We start from the raw sequence: 17,851 nt of genomic DNA, 5'->3' as shown, positions 1-17,851 counted from the left end.
ATATAAATATGGTACACTAGATATAGAAAGAATACGACTAGATTACAGAAGAGAAAGAGGAGAAGTACATGATGAAATTAGCATCTCCGAAACCATTTACATTTGAGGGTGGAGACCGCGCTGTTTTATTACTACATGGATTCACAGGGAACTCAGCTGATGTACGTATGTTAGGGCGTTTCTTAGAAAAGAAAGGCTATACTTGTCATGCGCCAATTTATAAAGGGCACGGTGTACCACCAGAAGAGCTTGTTCATACAGGGCCTGAAGATTGGTGGCAAGATGTAACGGAGGCATATCAGCTTTTAAAAGATAAAGGTTTTGAGAAAATTGCTGTTGTTGGATTGTCACTTGGCGGCGTATTTTCTTTAAAATTAGGTTATACAGTACCGGTTTTAGGTGTAGTACCAATGTGTGCACCGATGTATATTAAGAGCGAAGAAACGATGTACCAAGGTATATTGGCATATGCCCGCGAATATAAAAAGCGTGAGCAAAAATCACCAGAGCAAATCGAACAAGAAATGTTGGAATTCCAAAAGACACCGATGAATACATTAAAAGCATTACAACAATTAATTGCTGACGTACGTAACAATGTGGATATGATTTATGCACCAACATTTGTTGTACAAGCCCGTCATGACGAAATGATTAATACAGATAGTGCTAACATTATTTATAACGGTGTAGAATCTACGTTAAAAGACATTAAATGGTATGAAGACTCTACGCATGTCATTACACTTGATAAACAACGTGACGAGCTACATGAGGATGTATATAACTTCTTGGAGCAACTAGATTGGTAAGATCTAGTTGCCTCTTTTTTTCATAAGGAATTTTTTGTGAAAACTGTAAAAATCATAAGGGGAGTATTGAAGTTTCGCTTTATACATCCCCTATCTTTCGGATACACTAAATAATATAAGGTTTTAAAGGAGGTATTTTTGCTTGGAAGAAATTACACAAGAACATATTGATAAGTTGTTATTATTTATGAGAGAAGAAGCGTATAAACCGCTAACGATACAAGAGTTAGAAGAGGCATTTGGAATTGAAGGTTCTGAGGGCTTTAAAGATTTTGTAAAGGCACTTGTAATGATGGAAGAGAAGGGGCTTGTTATTCGTACACGTAGCAACCGTTACGGTCTTCCTGAAAAGATGAATTTAGTAAGAGGTAAGTTAATTGGACATGCACGTGGCTTTGCATTCGTTGTACCAGACGAGAAGAAAACGGGAGACGATGATCTTTTCATCCCGCCTACAGAATTAAACGGTGCACTTCATGGCGATACAGTATTAGCACGCCTTAGTTCTCAATCGAGCGGTTCACGTCAAGAAGGTTCAATTGTACGCATTTTAGAGCGTGGAACGAAAGAACTTGTTGGTACATATACAGAATCGAAAAACTTTGGCTTTGTTATACCTGACAATAAGCGCTGGACGAGTGATATCTTTATCTTGAAAAGTGCATCAATGGGTGCTGTAGAAGGTCATAAGGTAGTTGTGAAAATTACGAGCTACCCAGAAAACCGTTTAAGTGCAGAAGGTGAAGTTATTCAAATTCTAGGTCATAAAAATGATCCAGGAGTAGATATTTTATCTGTCATTCATAAACATCATTTACCTTTAGCATTCCCTGAAGAAGTGATGGAGCATGCAAACAGTGTACCAGAAACGATTTCAGAAGAAGATTTAAAGAATCGTCGTGATTTACGTGATCAAATGATCGTAACGATTGATGGTGCAGACGCGAAAGACTTAGATGATGCTGTTACAGTAACGAAGCTTGAGAACGGTAACTACAAGCTTGGCGTTCACATTGCGGATGTAAGTCATTACGTTCAAGAAGGTTCTCCAATTGATGTAGAAGCAGCGGAAAGAGCGACAAGTGTGTATCTTGTTGACCGTGTAATTCCGATGATTCCACATCGTCTATCTAACGGTATTTGCTCATTAAATCCGAAAGTAGACCGTCTGACATTATCTTGTGAAATGGAAATCAACAACTTAGGTGATGTTGTTAAACACGAGATTTTCCAAAGTGTGATTAAAACGACAGAGCGTATGACGTATGCTGACGTAAGAAGCATTTTAGAAGATGAGGACGAAGAGTTAATTAAGCGTTATGAGCCATTAGTACCGATGTTTAAAGAGATGGGTCAATTGGCACAAATTCTACGTGAAAAACGTATGCGCCGTGGTGCAATTGACTTTGACTTTAAAGAAGCGAAAGTATTAGTAGATGAAGAAGGAAAACCGACTGATGTTGTTATGCGCGATCGTTCTGTATCAGAGAAGTTAATTGAAGAATTTATGCTTGTTGCGAATGAAACAGTAGCAGAGCACTTCCACTGGATGAACGTACCGTTTATGTACCGTGTCCATGAAGATCCGAAAGAAGATAAGCTTGAGCGTTTCTTCGAGTTTGTAACGAACTTCGGATATGCGGTAAAAGGACGTGCGAATGAAGTGCACCCTCGTGCGCTGCAACAAATTCTTGAAATGGTTCAAGGACAGCCTGAAGAAGTAGTTATTTCAACGGTTATGCTTCGTTCTATGAAGCAAGCTCGTTACGATGCGGATAGTTTAGGGCATTTCGGTTTATCAACTGAGTTCTACACACATTTCACATCACCAATTCGTCGTTACCCAGATACAATCGTTCATAGATTAATTCGTGAATACATTATTAATGGTAAAGTAGACAATGAAACGCAAGCAAAATGGCGTGAAAAATTACCTGAGATTGCAGAGCACTCTTCTAATATGGAACGCCGTGCTGTTGAAGCAGAGCGTGAAACAGATGAGATGAAAAAAGCAGAGTATATGGTTGATAAGATCGGTGAAGAGTATGACGGTATGATTAGCTCTGTAACAAACTTCGGTTTATTTGTAGAGCTTCCAAATACAATTGAAGGTCTTGTACACGTTAGCTACTTAACGGATGATTACTACCGTTATGACGAGCAGCATTTCGCTATGATCGGAGAGCGTACAGGAAACGTATTCCGCATCGGTGACGAAATTACAATTCGTGTTATTAACGTAAATAAAGATGAGCGTGCAATCGACTTTGAAATCGTTGGCATGAAAGGTACACCTCGTCGTAAGTTCAAAGATCGTCCAGTCGTTATCGAGCAGCCAAGAACAGGCAGAAAGAAACGCGGTGGACGTAGCGAGCGCAGTAATGAGCGCGGCGGTGAACGTGGCACAGGTAGAAAGTTTGACCGTGGTGGCAAAGGTAAAAGCACAGGAAGAGGATCCGCATCAGCAACAGCATCCACGTCTGCTAGTCAGCCAGGGAAAAAAGATGGTAATGGCAAGAAGAAAAAAGGATTCTTCGAAAACGTACCAGGATTCAAGAAGAAAAAGAAAAAGCGTAAGTAAGAAAAGGATGGCTTCGCTTTGATGAAAAGCGGAGCCTTTTCTTTTTTTATTGGTGGCTTGAGAACGAGCCACTTTCGCTTTTTATTAACATTTGTTACAATAGTAAAAATAGAGGAGGGACGTTATATGCCAAAAGGTACAGGTAAGGTTATTGCACAAAATAAAAAAGCGTTTCATGATTATTTCATCGAAGAAACATACGAAGCAGGGCTTGTCCTTCAAGGAACGGAAATTAAGTCGATTCGCGCTGGTCGCGTGAACTTGAAAGATGCGTTTGCACGTATACATAATGGTGAAGTATGGGTTCATAATATGCACATTAATACATACGAACAAGGGAATCGTTTCAACCATGATCCACTTCGTACGAGAAAATTACTTCTTCATAAAAAAGAAATTGATAAGCTAGCGGGTGCTGCAAAAGAAACAGGTTACGCATTAGTTCCACTTAGAATCTATTTGAAAAATGGATTTGCAAAAATGGCACTTGGTTTAGCAAAAGGTAAGAAACAATATGATAAACGTCACGATTTAAAAGAGAAAGAAGCGAAACGTGAAATTGCACGCGTGTTCCGTGATCGCCAAAAGATGTAATACAGATATTTACATTTGTAAAACGGCGCGCGTATGATATAATAACTTATGTAAGGTTGTTGCACATTGAAAAACAGCTCTTAGTAGCTATCACGATATTTTCTTCGTATGCTCCATTTTTATCATGGGGACGTTACGGATTCGACAGGGATAGTTCGAGCTTAGGTTGCGAGTCGAGGGGATCGGCCTCGTTAAAACGTCAAAGCCTATAATTGGCAAACAAAACAATCTTTCTTTAGCTGCTTAATTGCACTAAAGGTTCCTCCCTCCATCGTCCATGTGGTAGGGTAAGGGACTCAAACTAAGTGGACTACGCCGGAGTTCGCCGTCTGAGGGCGAAGGAAGAGAACAATCAGACTAGCAACTTGGAAGCCTGTCGATAGGCCGAAGAGTTCGCGAAATGCTAATATATCGACTACACTCGTAGAAGCTTAAGTGCCGATATTTTTGGACGTGGGTTCGACTCCCACCGTCTCCACCAATACATATTTGGTGGTTTTTTTATTTTGTATGATATGAACCATAACTTTGTCAGGTTGGCGAGGTTATGGTTCTTTTTGTTTGTGGTTGTATAGAATACTTAAGTTGATGGGGCGGTATCCCTGAAACAGAGAATAAAAAATGGTTATTGATGATAAACAGGTAGATACTATAGCTACTAGTAAACGCCCAATTGGTGAGTATTTATTAAAGTTTCACTTTATTCGAATCTTCATATGTTTTGTGTTTTTATCCATACCTATTGTAAGATTATATAGAGTTCTCCTAATAAGCTGTTTTAATGGATTATTTAGGAATTTTAAATTTATAAATCTTAAATTGTTTTTTCAGGATAATTTTTTTATCTAAATAAGTTATATTGAAGTAGAGGTGAACCATCGGTGAGGCAGGTGTTAGTAATTAAGAATGAAAGGTCTTTAGCGAAGAAAATTGTAAGCGGTCTAACGCAAGAAGGCTATTTCATTTTAAAACTTCACAATGAAAACGAAGGTTTAAATATAATATATGAACAAGATTGGGATATTATCGTATTAGATTGGGATTCATTAAGTATATCGGGACCGGAAATTTGCAGACAAATACGACTTGTTAAAACGACACCGATCATTATTGTGACTGACAATATTTCTAGTAAGGATTGCGTAGCAGGGTTACAAGCAGGAGCAGATGATTATATAAGAAAACCATTTGCGAAAGAAGAATTAGTAGCAAGGGTTCAAGCTATTTTAAGGAGAAGTGATTGTAACCAGCAAAATGAGACGAATTTTTTTCAGTTTAAAGATCTCTTTGTTGATGCATCTAGCAATATTGTGAAAAAGGGTGGCGAAAACCTCTCGCTTACTAAGCGCGAGTACGACTTACTTGTATTTTTAATCAAGAATAAAAACACAATATTGAGCCGTGAAATGCTTTTGAATCAAGTTTGGGGATATAACGTAGTAGTAAATCCAAATGTAGTAGATTTATATATTGGGTATGTAAGAAAAAAGTTAAAGTGCGAGAAGAAAGACAGATATATTCAAACGATACATGGTAGAGGTTATTCAATGACTGAATGATAAAATAAGGTAATAGAAAAAAGAGTAAAACTGTTTCATTCAGTTTTACTCTTTTTTCTATTGAATCTAATAATCAAATAGTTTCTTAGAAATATTAAAAGACGTAAAAAAATGGATTATAAAAATATTAGCTATTAATGAGTGTGTTTTGTAGAGGAAATCATGGTTAATCAACACGCCTGACTTCACATATTACTTTTTATGCCTGATTTTATGAATTCACACCATTCACAAGATTTTCACAGAATTAATGACTATACTAATTAACAGGATGTTCAAATGAAAATGATTATCAATAGCGATTCAATTGAATAAAAGTTACTTTCTAATTCAATCTATGGATGTCATCATTTTCGAAATAAATCACATTATAAGGAGTATACATATGAAAAAATCTATGCTTTTAAAATTAGTGAGTATTCTAGCAATTTTTACTTTAATGTTAGTGGCTTGCTCAGATTCAAGTAAAGAAACTTCGAAGGCTAATAATAAAGATAATGGTAGTGATAAGCCAAAAACGGTTGAAATCACTGATGCTCATGGAACTGTTAAAGTCCCTGTAAACCCAAAGAATGTAGTTGCTTTGGATAACAGAACTTTTGAAACTTTATCTGATTGGGGAATTAAATTAGCAGCTGCTCCAAAGGATATCATGCCTGCAGATTCAGCATATAAAAAGGATAATTCAGTTCAAAATATTGGAAATCACCGTGAACCAAATCTTGAAATTATTGCAGCTGCAAATCCAGAACTTGTAATTGTTGGTCAAAGATTTGCTGGTCATTACGAAGAAATTAAAAAATTAGTACCAAATGCAGCTGTTATTGATCTTAATTTTGATGTTTCTGAGAAAGCTACTAAGCCTGGCGAAAACTTAGTAAAAGGACTTAAAGATTCTACAGTTACTTTAGGAAAAATCTTTGATAAAGATAAAGAAGCAAAAAAATTAGTAGCTGATTTTGATAAATCTATTGAAAACGCAAAATCTGCTTATAACGGAAAAGATAAAGTTATGAGTGTTATCGTTACTGGTGGGAATATTGGTTTTGCTGCTCCACATTCTGGTCGTGTTTGGGGACCAATGTATGAAATTTTCGGTTGGGTTCCAGCATTAGAAGTTTCTAATTCTACTGCAGGTCATAAAGGTGACGACGTTTCTGTTGAAGCTATTGCACAAACAAATCCTGATTGGATTTTCGTATTAGATCGTGATGCTGCAACATCTGATGCAGCTACTTCAGCTCCAGCTAAGGATGTTATTTCTAAATCACCTGCTCTTCAAAACACAACTGCTGTTTCTAAAAACCAGGTTATTTATGCACCAGAAGATACTTACACAAATGAATCAATTCAAACTTATATAGAGTTGTTTGGAAATATTGCAAAAACTTTAGCTAAGTAGTGTAAAGGAGTACGAAGCAGTGTCAAAAAATATAATTTCTAGGGTTGAGAATATTTCTCAACCCCAGTTTTATAATCACAATAAATTATGGACAAAACCTTTTATAATAGCGATTATAGTTGTTATAATTTTAGGGATTATATCACTGTTTACTGGAGTTTATGATATACGTGGACAAGAGGACGGAATGGAGATGTTTTTCATAACTCGTGTTCCGAGAACAGTTGCATTAATGCTTACTGGAGCTGCAATGGCGATGGCAGGGCTCGTAATGCAACTCATTACACAGAATCGCTTTGTTGAACCTACTACAACAGGGACTATTGAATGGTCAGGCTTAGGCCTGCTTTTTGTATATTTACTATTTCCTGCCCCAACTTTAGTTCAAAGAATGACTGGTGCAATCATTTTTTCTTTTATAGGAACTATGATTTTCTTTCTATTTTTAAGAAGAGTTAAGCTTCGTTCGTCTTTAATTGTCCCGATTATTGGATTGATGCTTGGAGCAGTAATTTCTGCAGTGTCTACTTTTTTGGGACTCCTTTTTCAAAAGACGCAAAGTATTGAAACTTGGTTCGTAGGTTCATTTGCTAACGTTCAGGTGGGAAGATATGAATATTTATGGCTGATTGTTATCATTACTTTTCTTATTTTTATGTATGCTAATAGATTGACTTTAGCTGGACTAGGAGAAGATGTCGCAACAAGCCTTGGAGTTAATTACAATAGAATTGTTCTTTTTGGGACTGCTCTTATCTCTGTTGCAGTTGGAATTGTTGCAGCTGTTATTGGACACTTGCCTTTCTTAGGATTAATTGTGCCAAATATCGTTTCAATGTTTAGAGGTGATGATCTTAGGAGTAATTTACCTTGGGTTTGTGTGATCGGAATGGGGTCAATAACTGCCTGTGACATCATTTCTCGAACAATTATACAGCCTTTTGAAGTACCTGTTTCTTTAATACTTGCAACAGTGGGAGCAGTCGTGTTTATTACTATTTTATTGAGACAAAGAAAACCAAGGAGGCTGCGATGATCACATTAGATTATAGAAATAAAGAAAATGTCGAAATCGATTCTAGCCTTCATAATGAAAGTAGATCGGCCAGTGCTTTTCGGTCTAAGAAGGAAGCAAGACGTTATTGGATTTTACTGATTACATTGATTGCTTTAGGTCTCCTTTCTTCGTATGGACTTTTAGTTTATAACAATCCAGTTCCGATAGATTCACCTTCTTTTATTCCAGTTGTTAAGAGAAGGATAGTAGCTATTGTTGCAATGATTATCGCTGCAGTTTGCCATAGCTTGTCGACAGTTGCTTTCCAATCTATTACGAATAATAAAATTATTACTCCTTCGCTTTTAGGTTTCGAATCACTTTATTCAGCAATTCAAACGAGTACAATATTCTTCTTTGGTGCTAGTGCATTAATAAATTTTAATGGAATTGGATCATTTTTATTCCAAGTTGTTGTTATGGTCTTCATGAGTTTGATACTTTATGGATGGTTACTTTCCGGTAAATACGGGAATTTACAACTTATGCTTTTAGTTGGAATTATTATTGGTACCGGGCTAAATTCTGTGTCAACTTTCATGAGAAAACTACTTGCGCCTTCAGAATTTGATATTTTACAAGCAAGATTATTTGGTTCTGTTAATCATGCAGACCCTGCATATTTTCCTATTGTAATTCCTATGATCATAATTGTAGCAGTATTAATTTTGGCTCATTCTAAGAATTTGAATGTTTTGTCACTAGGAAAAGATGTTGCTACTTCTTTTGGCGTTAAATATCAACCTAGTGTAATTTATACGCTTGTATTAGTAGCTATTTTGATGTCCATTTCAACAGCTCTAATTGGACCACTTACTTTCTACGGCTTTTTAGTAGCAACTTTGAGTTATCAGGCAGCGTCAACTTATGATCATAGATACATTTTTCCGATGGCTTTTGCTATAGGATTTTTAATAATGACGAGTGCATACTTTTTAATGTATCATGTATTCCATGCTCAAGGTGTAGTTTCAGTTATTATTGAATTATTTGGTGGAATCATATTCTTAACTATAGTTTTAAGGAAGAGGGCTTTATGATAAAAATTGATAATGTTAAAAAGTTCTATACTGATAAGGTGAAGATAGGACCTTTGGATATTGAAATACCAAAAGCAGGCTTTACTTCTTTAATTGGACCAAATGGTGCTGGAAAGTCAACGACACTTTTGATGATTGGCAGACTTTTAGATATGGATGAAGGTCAAATTCAGGTAGCAAATATGGATGTTTCTGAATCTAAATCAAAAGACTTAGCAAAAATTTTGACTATATTGCGACAAGAAAATCATTTTGTAACTAGGCTTACTGTTAGACAATTAGTTGGATTTGGGCGCTTTCCTTATTCAAAGGGAAGATTGACTAAAGAAGATGAGGTTATCATTTCTAAATATATCGATTTCTTAGATTTAACTAGTTTAGAGAATAGATATTTAGATGAGCTTTCTGGTGGTCAAAGACAAAGGGCATATGTAGCGATGGTATTGTGCCAAGAGACGGAATATGTACTTTTGGACGAACCTTTGAACAACCTTGATGTTGCTCGTTCTGTTCAAATGATGGAGCATTTGAGACGTGCAGCTAATGAATTTGGAAGAACAATTTTGACTGTTATGCATGACATAAATTTTGCAGCTAAATACTCGGATAAAATTTGTGCTATGAAAGATGGACAAATTGCTGCTTTCGGAACAGTAGAAGAGGTTATGGACCCAACACTTTTGACAGATATTTTTGAAACAAAAATAGAGATTATTAATGGTCCTTATGGGCCAATCGCAGTTTATTAGTTATAAAATGTCTTGCGTAGATTATGCAAGACACTCTAGTTGAAGTTGCTGTCTATATTTTATAGGCAGCAGCTTTTTTTATGTGATTACTCATAAAATGAAAAAGAACGCTTCACCTTTTCAAGTATGTACCAAACGGAAAAAATATCTCTGTATAACTTTTTAAAAGAATTCAGCTTGTTTTTTTATATGTAATATTGCATATCAGAGTGTATTGATAAAAGTGTAAGGGGTCACTATAATGAGGGCATAAAGATAAATCACATTTTCGTAGCAAGAAAAAGGAGGAAATAATATGGAAATCGCAATGGCAGTTTTAAAATTTGTAGGTGGCGTAATCCCGTTAATTCAAGAACTTTTAAAAGTATTTATGTAAGTTTATTAGTTAGCTATCATTTATCAATCATTATCATATTTTACTAAAAAAAGAACGGGGTGATTTTTCTGAATATTAAGAAAAACACTAAAAGAAGAAAGTTCCTTGCATGTTTATTAGTTAGTCTATGCACTATTAATTATTCATCTATTTCCTTCGCAGAAACACAAGCAAGTAATGCAACTGATGTAACTAAAAATGCTAGTGGCATTGATACTGGTATAGCAAATCTTAAATATAATAATCAAGAGGTTTTAGCTGTAAATGGTGATAAAGTGGAAAGTTTTGTTCCGAAAGAAAGTATCAATTCAAATGGTAAATTTGTAGTAGTGGAACGCGAGAAAAAATCACTTACAACGTCACCAGTCGATATTTCAATTATTGATTCTGTAGTGAATCGCACGTATCCAGGAGCTGTACAACTTGCTAATAAAGCTTTTGCAGACAATCAACCGAGTTTATTAGTGGCTAAGAGAAAGCCTTTGAATATTAGTATAGACTTACCGGGCATGAGAAAAGAAAATACAATCACTGTCCAAAATCCGACATATGGTAATGTAGCTGGAGCAGTAGACGATTTAGTATCTACTTGGAATGAAAAGTATTCTACAACACATACGTTACCTGCAAGAATGCAGTATACGGAATCTATGGTTTATAGTAAATCACAAATAGCAAGTGCTCTTAATGTTAACGCTAAATATCTTGATAACAGTCTAAACATTGATTTTAATGCAGTTGCAAATGGAGAGAAAAAAGTGATGGTAGCGGCGTATAAGCAAATATTTTATACGGTAAGTGCTGAACTACCTAACAATCCATCCGACCTTTTTGATAATAGTGTTACTTTTGACGAGTTAACTCGAAAAGGCGTAAGTAATTCGACTCCACCTGTTATGGTTTCAAATGTAGCTTATGGTAGAACGATTTATGTAAAATTAGAAACAACATCTAAGAGCAAAGATGTACAAGCTGCTTTTAAAGCCTTACTTAAGAATAACAGCGTTGAAACAAGTGGACAGTATAAAGATATTTTTGAAGAAAGTACCTTTACTGCTGTAGTATTAGGCGGAGATGCGAAAGAGCATAACAAGGTTGTTACTAAAGATTTCAATGAAATCCGAAATATCATTAAAGATAATGCTGAATTAAGTCTTAAAAATCCAGCATACCCAATTTCATATACAAGTACTTTCTTAAAAGATAATGCAACTGCTGCTGTTCATAATAATACAGATTATATTGAGACGACAACTACAGAATATTCAAGTGCTAAAATGACACTTGATCATTACGGTGCATACGTTGCTCAATTTGATGTATCTTGGGATGAATTCACATTTGACCAAAAGGGTAACGAAGTACTAACACATAAAACATGGGATGGTAGCGGAAAAGACAAAACGGCTCATTACTCTACAGTTATCCCTCTTCCACCAAATTCAAAAAATATAAAAATTGTAGCAAGAGAATGTACAGGTCTTGCATGGGAATGGTGGAGAACAATTATTAATGAACAAAACGTTCCATTAACAAATGAAATTAAAGTTTCAATTGGAGGAACAACATTATATCCAACTGCTAGTATTAGTCACTAGTTATAAAAAAAAGCGCCCTATAAGTAGGACGCTTTTTACTCTTTCCAAAATTGTTCTAATAGAATGACAAGCATGGTACCCACAAGTAAGCCATTACTTAAAACATATTGTAAGGAAGAAGGAATTCCGCTAAATGCATTTTCTGGAAGAAACAATATTCCTAAACTGATTAATAATGAAATTCCTAATATAGTTAATCGGCGTTGATTTACTGCTTCACGTAAAATGGATTGAAATGAAATGCCTATTACTTGGACAAATGTTGCTAAAAGTGCAGCATTAGCAATAGGCCCTGGTAGCAAGGATATAAAGTTTACAATTGAGGGAATAAAAGAAATCCCTGCTAATATAAGACTTGCTATAAGGAACGACTTCACTTTTCTTTGTCCTGTTAGTTGGATAAATCCTGCTGATGCAGGTAATGGTACAATTCCAATTGTAGAGAACAACGACGAGATAATATGTGATATACCTCCGACCCATACACCACGGTTCAGTGTTTGCCTTTCATTTTCTTTAGATAATTGAGCCACTTGTTTTACAGCCGAAATAGCAGCGATTGTATTTGCAACTAAAAGAAATGTAAATAAAGTTGCAGTTAGAGTCATTCCAATATCGAATCTAGGTGTGCCCCAAGCAAATATCTCTGGTAACTTAACTAGCGTTGTGTGCGAAGGCATATGAGATGATTTTCCTAATACTGCATACAAAAGCCAACCGCATGAAATTCCAAGTAATACAGCGTAACTTTTCATCCATCCTTTCCCTTTAATTGATAAGAAAGTAATAAGGGCAAAAACAAAGAGAGCAATAGTAGCTGTTGTATAGTCAGGATGAGTTGCAGATCCTTGTAATCCTATCATTCCTTTTAGTAACACACCACTAAGCTGAAATGCTAAGATTAAAAGAAAAGTTCCTGTAACTAAAGGGGTAAATAAACGTAAGATTCGATGAACAAGCCCTGTTATACCAAGAATGAAGAGTAATATACCTGAAATAATTAATCCACCTTCTAAAAGTTGCAACACGTCTTTTACACTTTGTCCCTGATGCATAGCGATTTGTCCCAATATGACAAATATACTTACCCATGAACCGGCTGGCCCATCCGCGATGGGATAGCGATGCCCAAACCATACTTGTATAAATGAACTTATTCCTACAACTAAAAAAGTTCGCTGCATTAATGTTGAGACATCCTCTATTGGTAAATGGAATATGCCACCAATAATTATAGGTAATGCAATTGTATTTGCTAATAGAAACACAAACCATTGTAGAATATTAAAGCTCGTATCAAAGCATTTTTTATTCATATTATTCTCCTTTGCCGAAAAAGAATCTCATATTAAAAATCCATCCTTTCTACACAGTTAGATTAAAAAGGATGGATTTTGTAAATCTATAAAATCAATTTAATTATATAGATAGATTTTTAATTAATTACCATGCACGGAATGGTAAGAATTTACCGTTAAGTGTAATCACGATACGAGGATCGCCACCTTTTGGATCTTCTTGTGTATCAACACCCAAGTTGAAGTTAATTGCACTCATTACACCTTCGCCGGCTTTTTCTAAGATTAATTCTCTAATAGTTGGTGCATATTGTAACATCATTTCATATAAACGATATGCAATCGGGTCCGTAGGAGGCATTTCCATTACTTGGCCGCGAAGTGGAACTACTGTTAATGCTTGAACTACTTCTTCATCTAATTCTAATAGTTTACCAATTTTTTCTGCTTCTGGACGTGTCATTGTAGCTTGTCCTAATAACGCTGTTACAACCCAAGTCTCAGAGTGTTCACTTATTTTTGCAATTTCTTCCCAAGTTAACCCTTTTTTAATTTTTGCCGCTAAAATTTTTTGCGTAGCTTCTTGTCTATTCATATCTAATACTTGTTTTTTCATATCTCATAACTTCCCTTCATATACGTGATAATTATTATTTTGTTTTACTATTTAACGCTTTATATCCATCAACCACTACATCTAGTTTACCTGTGTGAGGGTCAATAACTAAACCATGTACAGGAACATCTTTTGGGATAAGTGGATGATTTCTTACTAAATCAACATTAGCTTGCGTTGAGTCGCAAACATCATCGAATCCGAATAACCATTTTTCAAGGTCAATACCAGCATATTCAATCGCTGATAAAATTTCTGATGAAGCTACTCCACGATCTAATATTTTTTGAAGTGTTCCTTTTGGATTCGTTTGGCTCGCGCCACATCTATGGTGTCCAATAAGGAAGATTTCATCTGCATTTAAATCGTATACTGACGCTACAACACTTTGCATAACACTATCGAAAGCAGAAGCAATTTTACCACCTGCATTTCTGATAACTTTTGCATCACCATCGTGTATATCTAAAGCTTTTGGAAGTAGCTCAATTAAGCGAGCATCCATGCAAGAAACAACAACCATACGTTTTTTAGGCATTTTTGTCGCTTCACGAGGAGCGTATTCCTTATTTTCTACAAAATGTTCATTGAACGATAGAATTTCTTGTAATAACATATTTGTAACCTCCTTTAAATCTAGATGTATTTTTTTGTTGTGTCCTCTGTGTTATAAGTAAATATAGCTGATAAATAATGTGATGTAAGAGGATAAACTAAGTATAGTGAATTGTATCGATAAGCAGAATAAGTTGGCGAAACACTTTCGGGCTTTCTACTTTCACGGTGAAAGGATTGGTTTATATCATTGATCAAACAGATTTTGAGATACTGAAATTATTAGGAGAAAACTCAAGAATACAATGGAAAGAACTTGGCCAAAAAATACATATGACGGGGCAAGCTGTAGGAAATCGAATTCGAAGATTAGAGGATTTAGGGATTATTGAACAGTATACAATTGCAATAAACCGAATCAAATTAGGGCAAGTAGTGACGGCATTTGTTACTTTGTTCGTAACAACAGCTAATCACCAAGAGTTTATGAATTTCTTTCAAGGAGAAGAAGGGATTTCTGAAGTACACCGTATAAGTGGTGAGGGGTGTTATTTATTAAAAACACATTTTGCTTCCAACGAAGACTTAGATAACTTTCTAGGACGACTATTAAAATACGGGAACTATCGTGTTAACTTATCAATAGGAAAGTTGAAATAAGGTTTCTTTTCTTTGGAGGAGATAGTAACATTATTTGCTAAACTTTATTTGTATAGAGATAATGAAGTCGTTTAATGTTTATCTTAAATAGTCAGAGCCTTACTACAATTTATGTGTAGTAAGGCTTTTTAAAGTTGTTATATTCAACAATTAAGCTGAAGTGTTGAGGGGGGATATGAGACGATTTCTTTCAAGAGAATCATAAATAATTTTGTCTTAAGAAAGATCTTGCAACTCAGTACAGGATCTTTAATTAAACATTTTTAAAAGCTAAATTGTGGTTTCATATCCCCTTTATAAGGTTCATGTTCAACGAATATAGTTATATCCTTACCAGCTTGGTCTTTACCAGTTCTTTTATACGTAAATTTATTCTTATTTAGTTCAGTAAGTTCAAGAGCAGCACCATATTTATTATTTCCAATTGAAACATGGGCTCTTATTTTATTTTCGTGTACAACATCGAAGTAGCCATAATCACCGCGGCTTTGACCTGTTTCGCTATTGAAGAACTCATATTTATTAGATTTGGCATCAAATTTTGCTAGACTTATAAAATTCGAATTAAACTGTGTTACATCGTTACCAGTTTCATCTAATACCTTTGTTCCGTGCCAAAGGGTGCCGCCCAAAATTTTATCTCCATCAACGTTTTTAACAATATCGCCTGTAGTCGTGTTCAGCTGCTTGTCCGGATCAGTGAAAGAAAGTTCTTTTTCTTTATATGGAATATGTTCAACGAAAACTTCTACATCTTTACCATTAGCGTCTTTCCCTATTCGTTTATAAGTAAATATATTTTTATTTAGTTTTGTCATGTCAACGACAGCTTGATACTTCATTGATTCTGAAATTAATATTCTCTTCTTCCCATCATTTGTGACAAAGAAAGTTCCTTTATCACCACGACTTGCACCTGTTTTAGCATCAAAAAATTCATATCTTCCTGACTTCGCATCATATTTTGCAAGACCAATGAAGTTTGCATTCTCTTTTGTTAAGTCATTCTTATCTTTGTCATACACTCGTGTACCTTGCCAATTTGTCTCGCTAAGAATATCAGCCATTTTTTGCCCTTTAGTTAATTTATTTTCCTTTTTTGTTTCTTTAGCAACTTGTTCTTGTTTTTGTTTACTATGATTTTCTTCAGCTTTAGTACCAGCACACCCTGTTAATGCTAATGTGAATCCGAGCAGTACGGATGATAGTGCTTTTGTTTTTTTGTTCATGTTTTATCGTCTCCTTATTTTATGATTTTAAGTAGCACGGTTTGCGATTATAGTAGCAGTGCGTCATATATGAACTTAGTTGCTACGTTTCTTATGTTAATACCCGACTATAAACTGCCTCTAAATAAAACATTAAAAAAAGATAAACTAATTCCTAAAAAATGTTCATATTTATAAAAAATCGCTAGCCTGTTGTAGTGCCTGCGAGTAATCCAAAAAATACATTATAATGAAGAAGGAAAGTCGCTAACAATAATGTAATTCCTAATGGAGCCAATCGATTGTATTGCAAAACTTTTGAGAAAAACTGTAGGGGAAATGAAGATTTTATAGAATTCGTTTCGTATAGGAAGGGGATGTCCATGTTTGATTCAACAGATTTTAAGATTATACAATTACTACAAGAAAACGCTAGAATGAACTGGAAGGAAATTGGGGAGATAGTACATTTGACTGGTCAGGCTGTTGGGAAACGAATTAATAAATTAGAAGAAGCAGGTGTCATTCAAAAATATACGATAAATATCGACAGGGCTAAGCTGGAAGGATCTATTATGACCTTTGTTACACTATTTTTGCATGCACCACACTATCATAATAAAATTCAAAACTTTTTTGGAAAAACGGATGTAATTACTGAAATGTATCGTATAAGCGGCGATGGGTGCTATGTCATGACTCTTCACACATCTTCGCATCAGCAATTAGAAGAGACTCTTGCAGATGTTTTACATTATGGTGATTATCGTATAAATACGGTCATTAAGACAATGGAAAAAAAGAAAGAATAAGATATTTATCCTTTCTTTTTTTTATGGGACTGTAATTTTTTATTTGCTTTTGTTTATAAAACAGTTTGCTGACATGACTGTTGCATAAATATCACCAAACTCTAATGCACTCATGAACGATTGATGAGCGTGTACTGCGGGGATTAGATTTCCTTGAAATTCTAAATCTTTTGTCGTACAAGCATCTTCAATTACAATACATTGAAATCCGAAGTCACTGGCAGCGCGTACTGTTGCATCAATACATACATGAGTCATCATACCGCAAATGACTAGTTGATCTATTTTTTCTGTCTTTAATGTTTCTAATAAATTTGTTCTTAAAAAACTGTTAGGGTGATGTTTTTGAATGACTCTTTCGTTAGCAATCGGTTGTACATTATTATGAATTTGAACACCTACTGTTTCGGGTAAGAAGAAAGTAGCTCCTTCATTGTTCGCAATATGTTGTACGTGAATAACTGTTTTATGCTTTTCGCGAAATACTTTCAAAACTTCTTTCGCTTTTTGTGCGGCTTTTTCAGGTTGATGTAATTCCATATTGCCACCTTCAAAGTAATCATTTTGTATGTCTACTAATAGTAACGCTTCGTTCATCGTTATTCCCCCATACTTAGTGATTCAGCACGTTATTTGTACTGTACCGTTATTATATAAATTGTAGCTATGCGGAAGTAATAACGTTATGAAACGATTTTAACGTATATAGTTTCATTGTGAAAAAAGTGAAAGTTGGTATAAGTACAAATGGATTTTGTGGAATTCACGGCAAAGTTATAGATAGAGTGGCGTTGTAGGATAAAAACCATAACTTTGCTGGAGGATCGGGTTATGGTTTTTTTTGAGGAAATGCGATTTTAAGTTTTTGCTGAAGGTGTTTTTCTAGGATATGCTGTGAGTGATTGGAGTGAGGTAATGTCGGATATTGTCGACC

16 protein-coding genes and 1 other RNA gene are annotated in these 17,851 nt (G+C 35.1%); 12 read left to right on the top strand and 5 right to left on the bottom strand.

The window, feature by feature from the left end; translation table 11 throughout:
* Positions 1–71: 71 nt before the first annotated feature.
* From estA to alo, 10 genes are all read left to right on the top strand, one after another.
* A complete protein-coding gene (gene estA / locus MHI26_RS26255; RefSeq protein WP_000761976.1) occupies positions 72–812 on the top strand; it encodes a carboxylesterase in 741 nt (246 codons plus the stop codon).
* A 142-nt stretch (positions 813–954) separates the two neighbouring features.
* Entirely contained in the window at positions 955–3,393 is a 2,439-nt protein-coding gene (rnr, locus tag MHI26_RS26250; RefSeq protein ID WP_000391342.1) for a ribonuclease R, read from the top strand.
* Between the two features lie 126 nt (positions 3,394–3,519).
* Positions 3,520–3,987, top strand: a complete 468-nt coding sequence (smpB, locus tag MHI26_RS26245; RefSeq protein ID WP_001123917.1) for an SsrA-binding protein — start codon at positions 3,520–3,522, stop codon at positions 3,985–3,987.
* A gap of 126 nt (positions 3,988–4,113) precedes the next feature.
* Positions 4,114–4,468, top strand: a transfer-messenger RNA (tmRNA) gene (ssrA, locus tag MHI26_RS26240).
* A gap of 400 nt (positions 4,469–4,868) precedes the next feature.
* Positions 4,869–5,546: a response regulator transcription factor gene (locus MHI26_RS26235; RefSeq protein ID WP_001250261.1), complete on the top strand. Its 678-nt coding sequence runs from the start codon at positions 4,869–4,871 to the stop codon at positions 5,544–5,546.
* Between the two features lie 385 nt (positions 5,547–5,931).
* Positions 5,932–6,948 (top strand): siderophore ABC transporter substrate-binding protein, encoded by a 1,017-nt coding sequence (locus MHI26_RS26230; protein ID WP_000749437.1) that lies wholly within the window; start codon positions 5,932–5,934, stop codon positions 6,946–6,948.
* Positions 6,949–6,967: 19 nt separating this feature from the next.
* Positions 6,968–7,984 carry an ABC transporter permease gene (locus MHI26_RS26225; protein WP_000041818.1) on the top strand — a complete coding sequence of 339 codons (1,017 nt, stop codon included), beginning with the start codon at positions 6,968–6,970 and terminating at the stop codon, positions 7,982–7,984.
* Entirely contained in the window at positions 7,981–9,045 is a 1,065-nt protein-coding gene (locus tag MHI26_RS26220; RefSeq protein WP_000631122.1) for an iron chelate uptake ABC transporter family permease subunit, read from the top strand. Before MHI26_RS26225 ends, MHI26_RS26220 begins: the two co-directional genes overlap by 4 nt.
* Entirely contained in the window at positions 9,042–9,794 is a 753-nt protein-coding gene (locus MHI26_RS26215) for an iron ABC transporter ATP-binding protein (protein WP_000590056.1), read from the top strand. The genes MHI26_RS26220 and MHI26_RS26215 overlap by 4 nt, the downstream gene beginning before the upstream one ends.
* Positions 9,795–10,229: 435 nt before the next feature.
* The gene (gene alo, locus MHI26_RS26210) at positions 10,230–11,768 is read left to right on the top strand and encodes an anthrolysin O/cereolysin O family cholesterol-dependent cytolysin Alo (RefSeq protein WP_061666150.1); all 1,539 of its coding nucleotides are present in this window, start codon (positions 10,230–10,232) and stop codon (positions 11,766–11,768) included.
* Positions 11,769–11,803: 35 nt separating this feature from the next.
* Here the strand turns inward: alo and MHI26_RS26205 are convergent, their stop codons facing one another.
* From MHI26_RS26205 to MHI26_RS26195, 3 genes are all read right to left on the bottom strand, one after another.
* On the bottom strand, positions 11,804–13,084 hold the full coding sequence (locus MHI26_RS26205; RefSeq protein WP_001034291.1) for a purine/pyrimidine permease: 1,281 nt from the start codon (positions 13,082–13,084) through the stop codon (positions 11,804–11,806).
* Between the two features lie 127 nt (positions 13,085–13,211).
* A complete protein-coding gene (gene cynS / locus MHI26_RS26200; protein ID WP_042973444.1) occupies positions 13,212–13,661 on the bottom strand; it encodes a cyanase in 450 nt (149 codons plus the stop codon).
* 55 nt (positions 13,662–13,716) lie between these two features.
* Positions 13,717–14,298 carry a beta-class carbonic anhydrase gene (locus MHI26_RS26195; RefSeq protein WP_000926482.1) on the bottom strand — a complete coding sequence of 194 codons (582 nt, stop codon included), beginning with the start codon at positions 14,296–14,298 and terminating at the stop codon, positions 13,717–13,719.
* 167 nt (positions 14,299–14,465) lie between these two features.
* Between MHI26_RS26195 and MHI26_RS26190 the strand changes: the two genes are divergently transcribed.
* Positions 14,466–14,897 (top strand): Lrp/AsnC family transcriptional regulator, encoded by a 432-nt coding sequence (locus MHI26_RS26190; protein ID WP_002008929.1) that lies wholly within the window; start codon positions 14,466–14,468, stop codon positions 14,895–14,897.
* A gap of 263 nt (positions 14,898–15,160) precedes the next feature.
* On the opposite strand, the gene MHI26_RS26185 is transcribed toward MHI26_RS26190, so the two are convergent.
* Positions 15,161–16,126: a DUF4822 domain-containing protein gene (locus tag MHI26_RS26185; protein ID WP_001036623.1), complete on the bottom strand. Its 966-nt coding sequence runs from the start codon at positions 16,124–16,126 to the stop codon at positions 15,161–15,163.
* A gap of 362 nt (positions 16,127–16,488) precedes the next feature.
* On the opposite strand from MHI26_RS26185, the gene MHI26_RS26180 reads away from it, so the two are divergent.
* The gene (locus MHI26_RS26180) at positions 16,489–16,917 is read left to right on the top strand and encodes an Lrp/AsnC family transcriptional regulator (RefSeq protein WP_225988051.1); all 429 of its coding nucleotides are present in this window, start codon (positions 16,489–16,491) and stop codon (positions 16,915–16,917) included.
* Between the two features lie 39 nt (positions 16,918–16,956).
* Here the strand turns inward: MHI26_RS26180 and MHI26_RS26175 are convergent, their stop codons facing one another.
* Positions 16,957–17,514: a cysteine hydrolase family protein gene (locus tag MHI26_RS26175; protein WP_001001090.1), complete on the bottom strand. Its 558-nt coding sequence runs from the start codon at positions 17,512–17,514 to the stop codon at positions 16,957–16,959.
* Positions 17,515–17,851: the final 337 nt, after the last annotated feature.

This window comes from Bacillus sp. FSL K6-1218 (assembly GCF_038006445.1).
GTDB classification, from domain to species: domain Bacteria; phylum Bacillota; class Bacilli; order Bacillales; family Bacillaceae_G; genus Bacillus_A; species Bacillus_A thuringiensis_S.
This window is presented reverse-complemented; position numbering and strand designations above follow the sequence as displayed.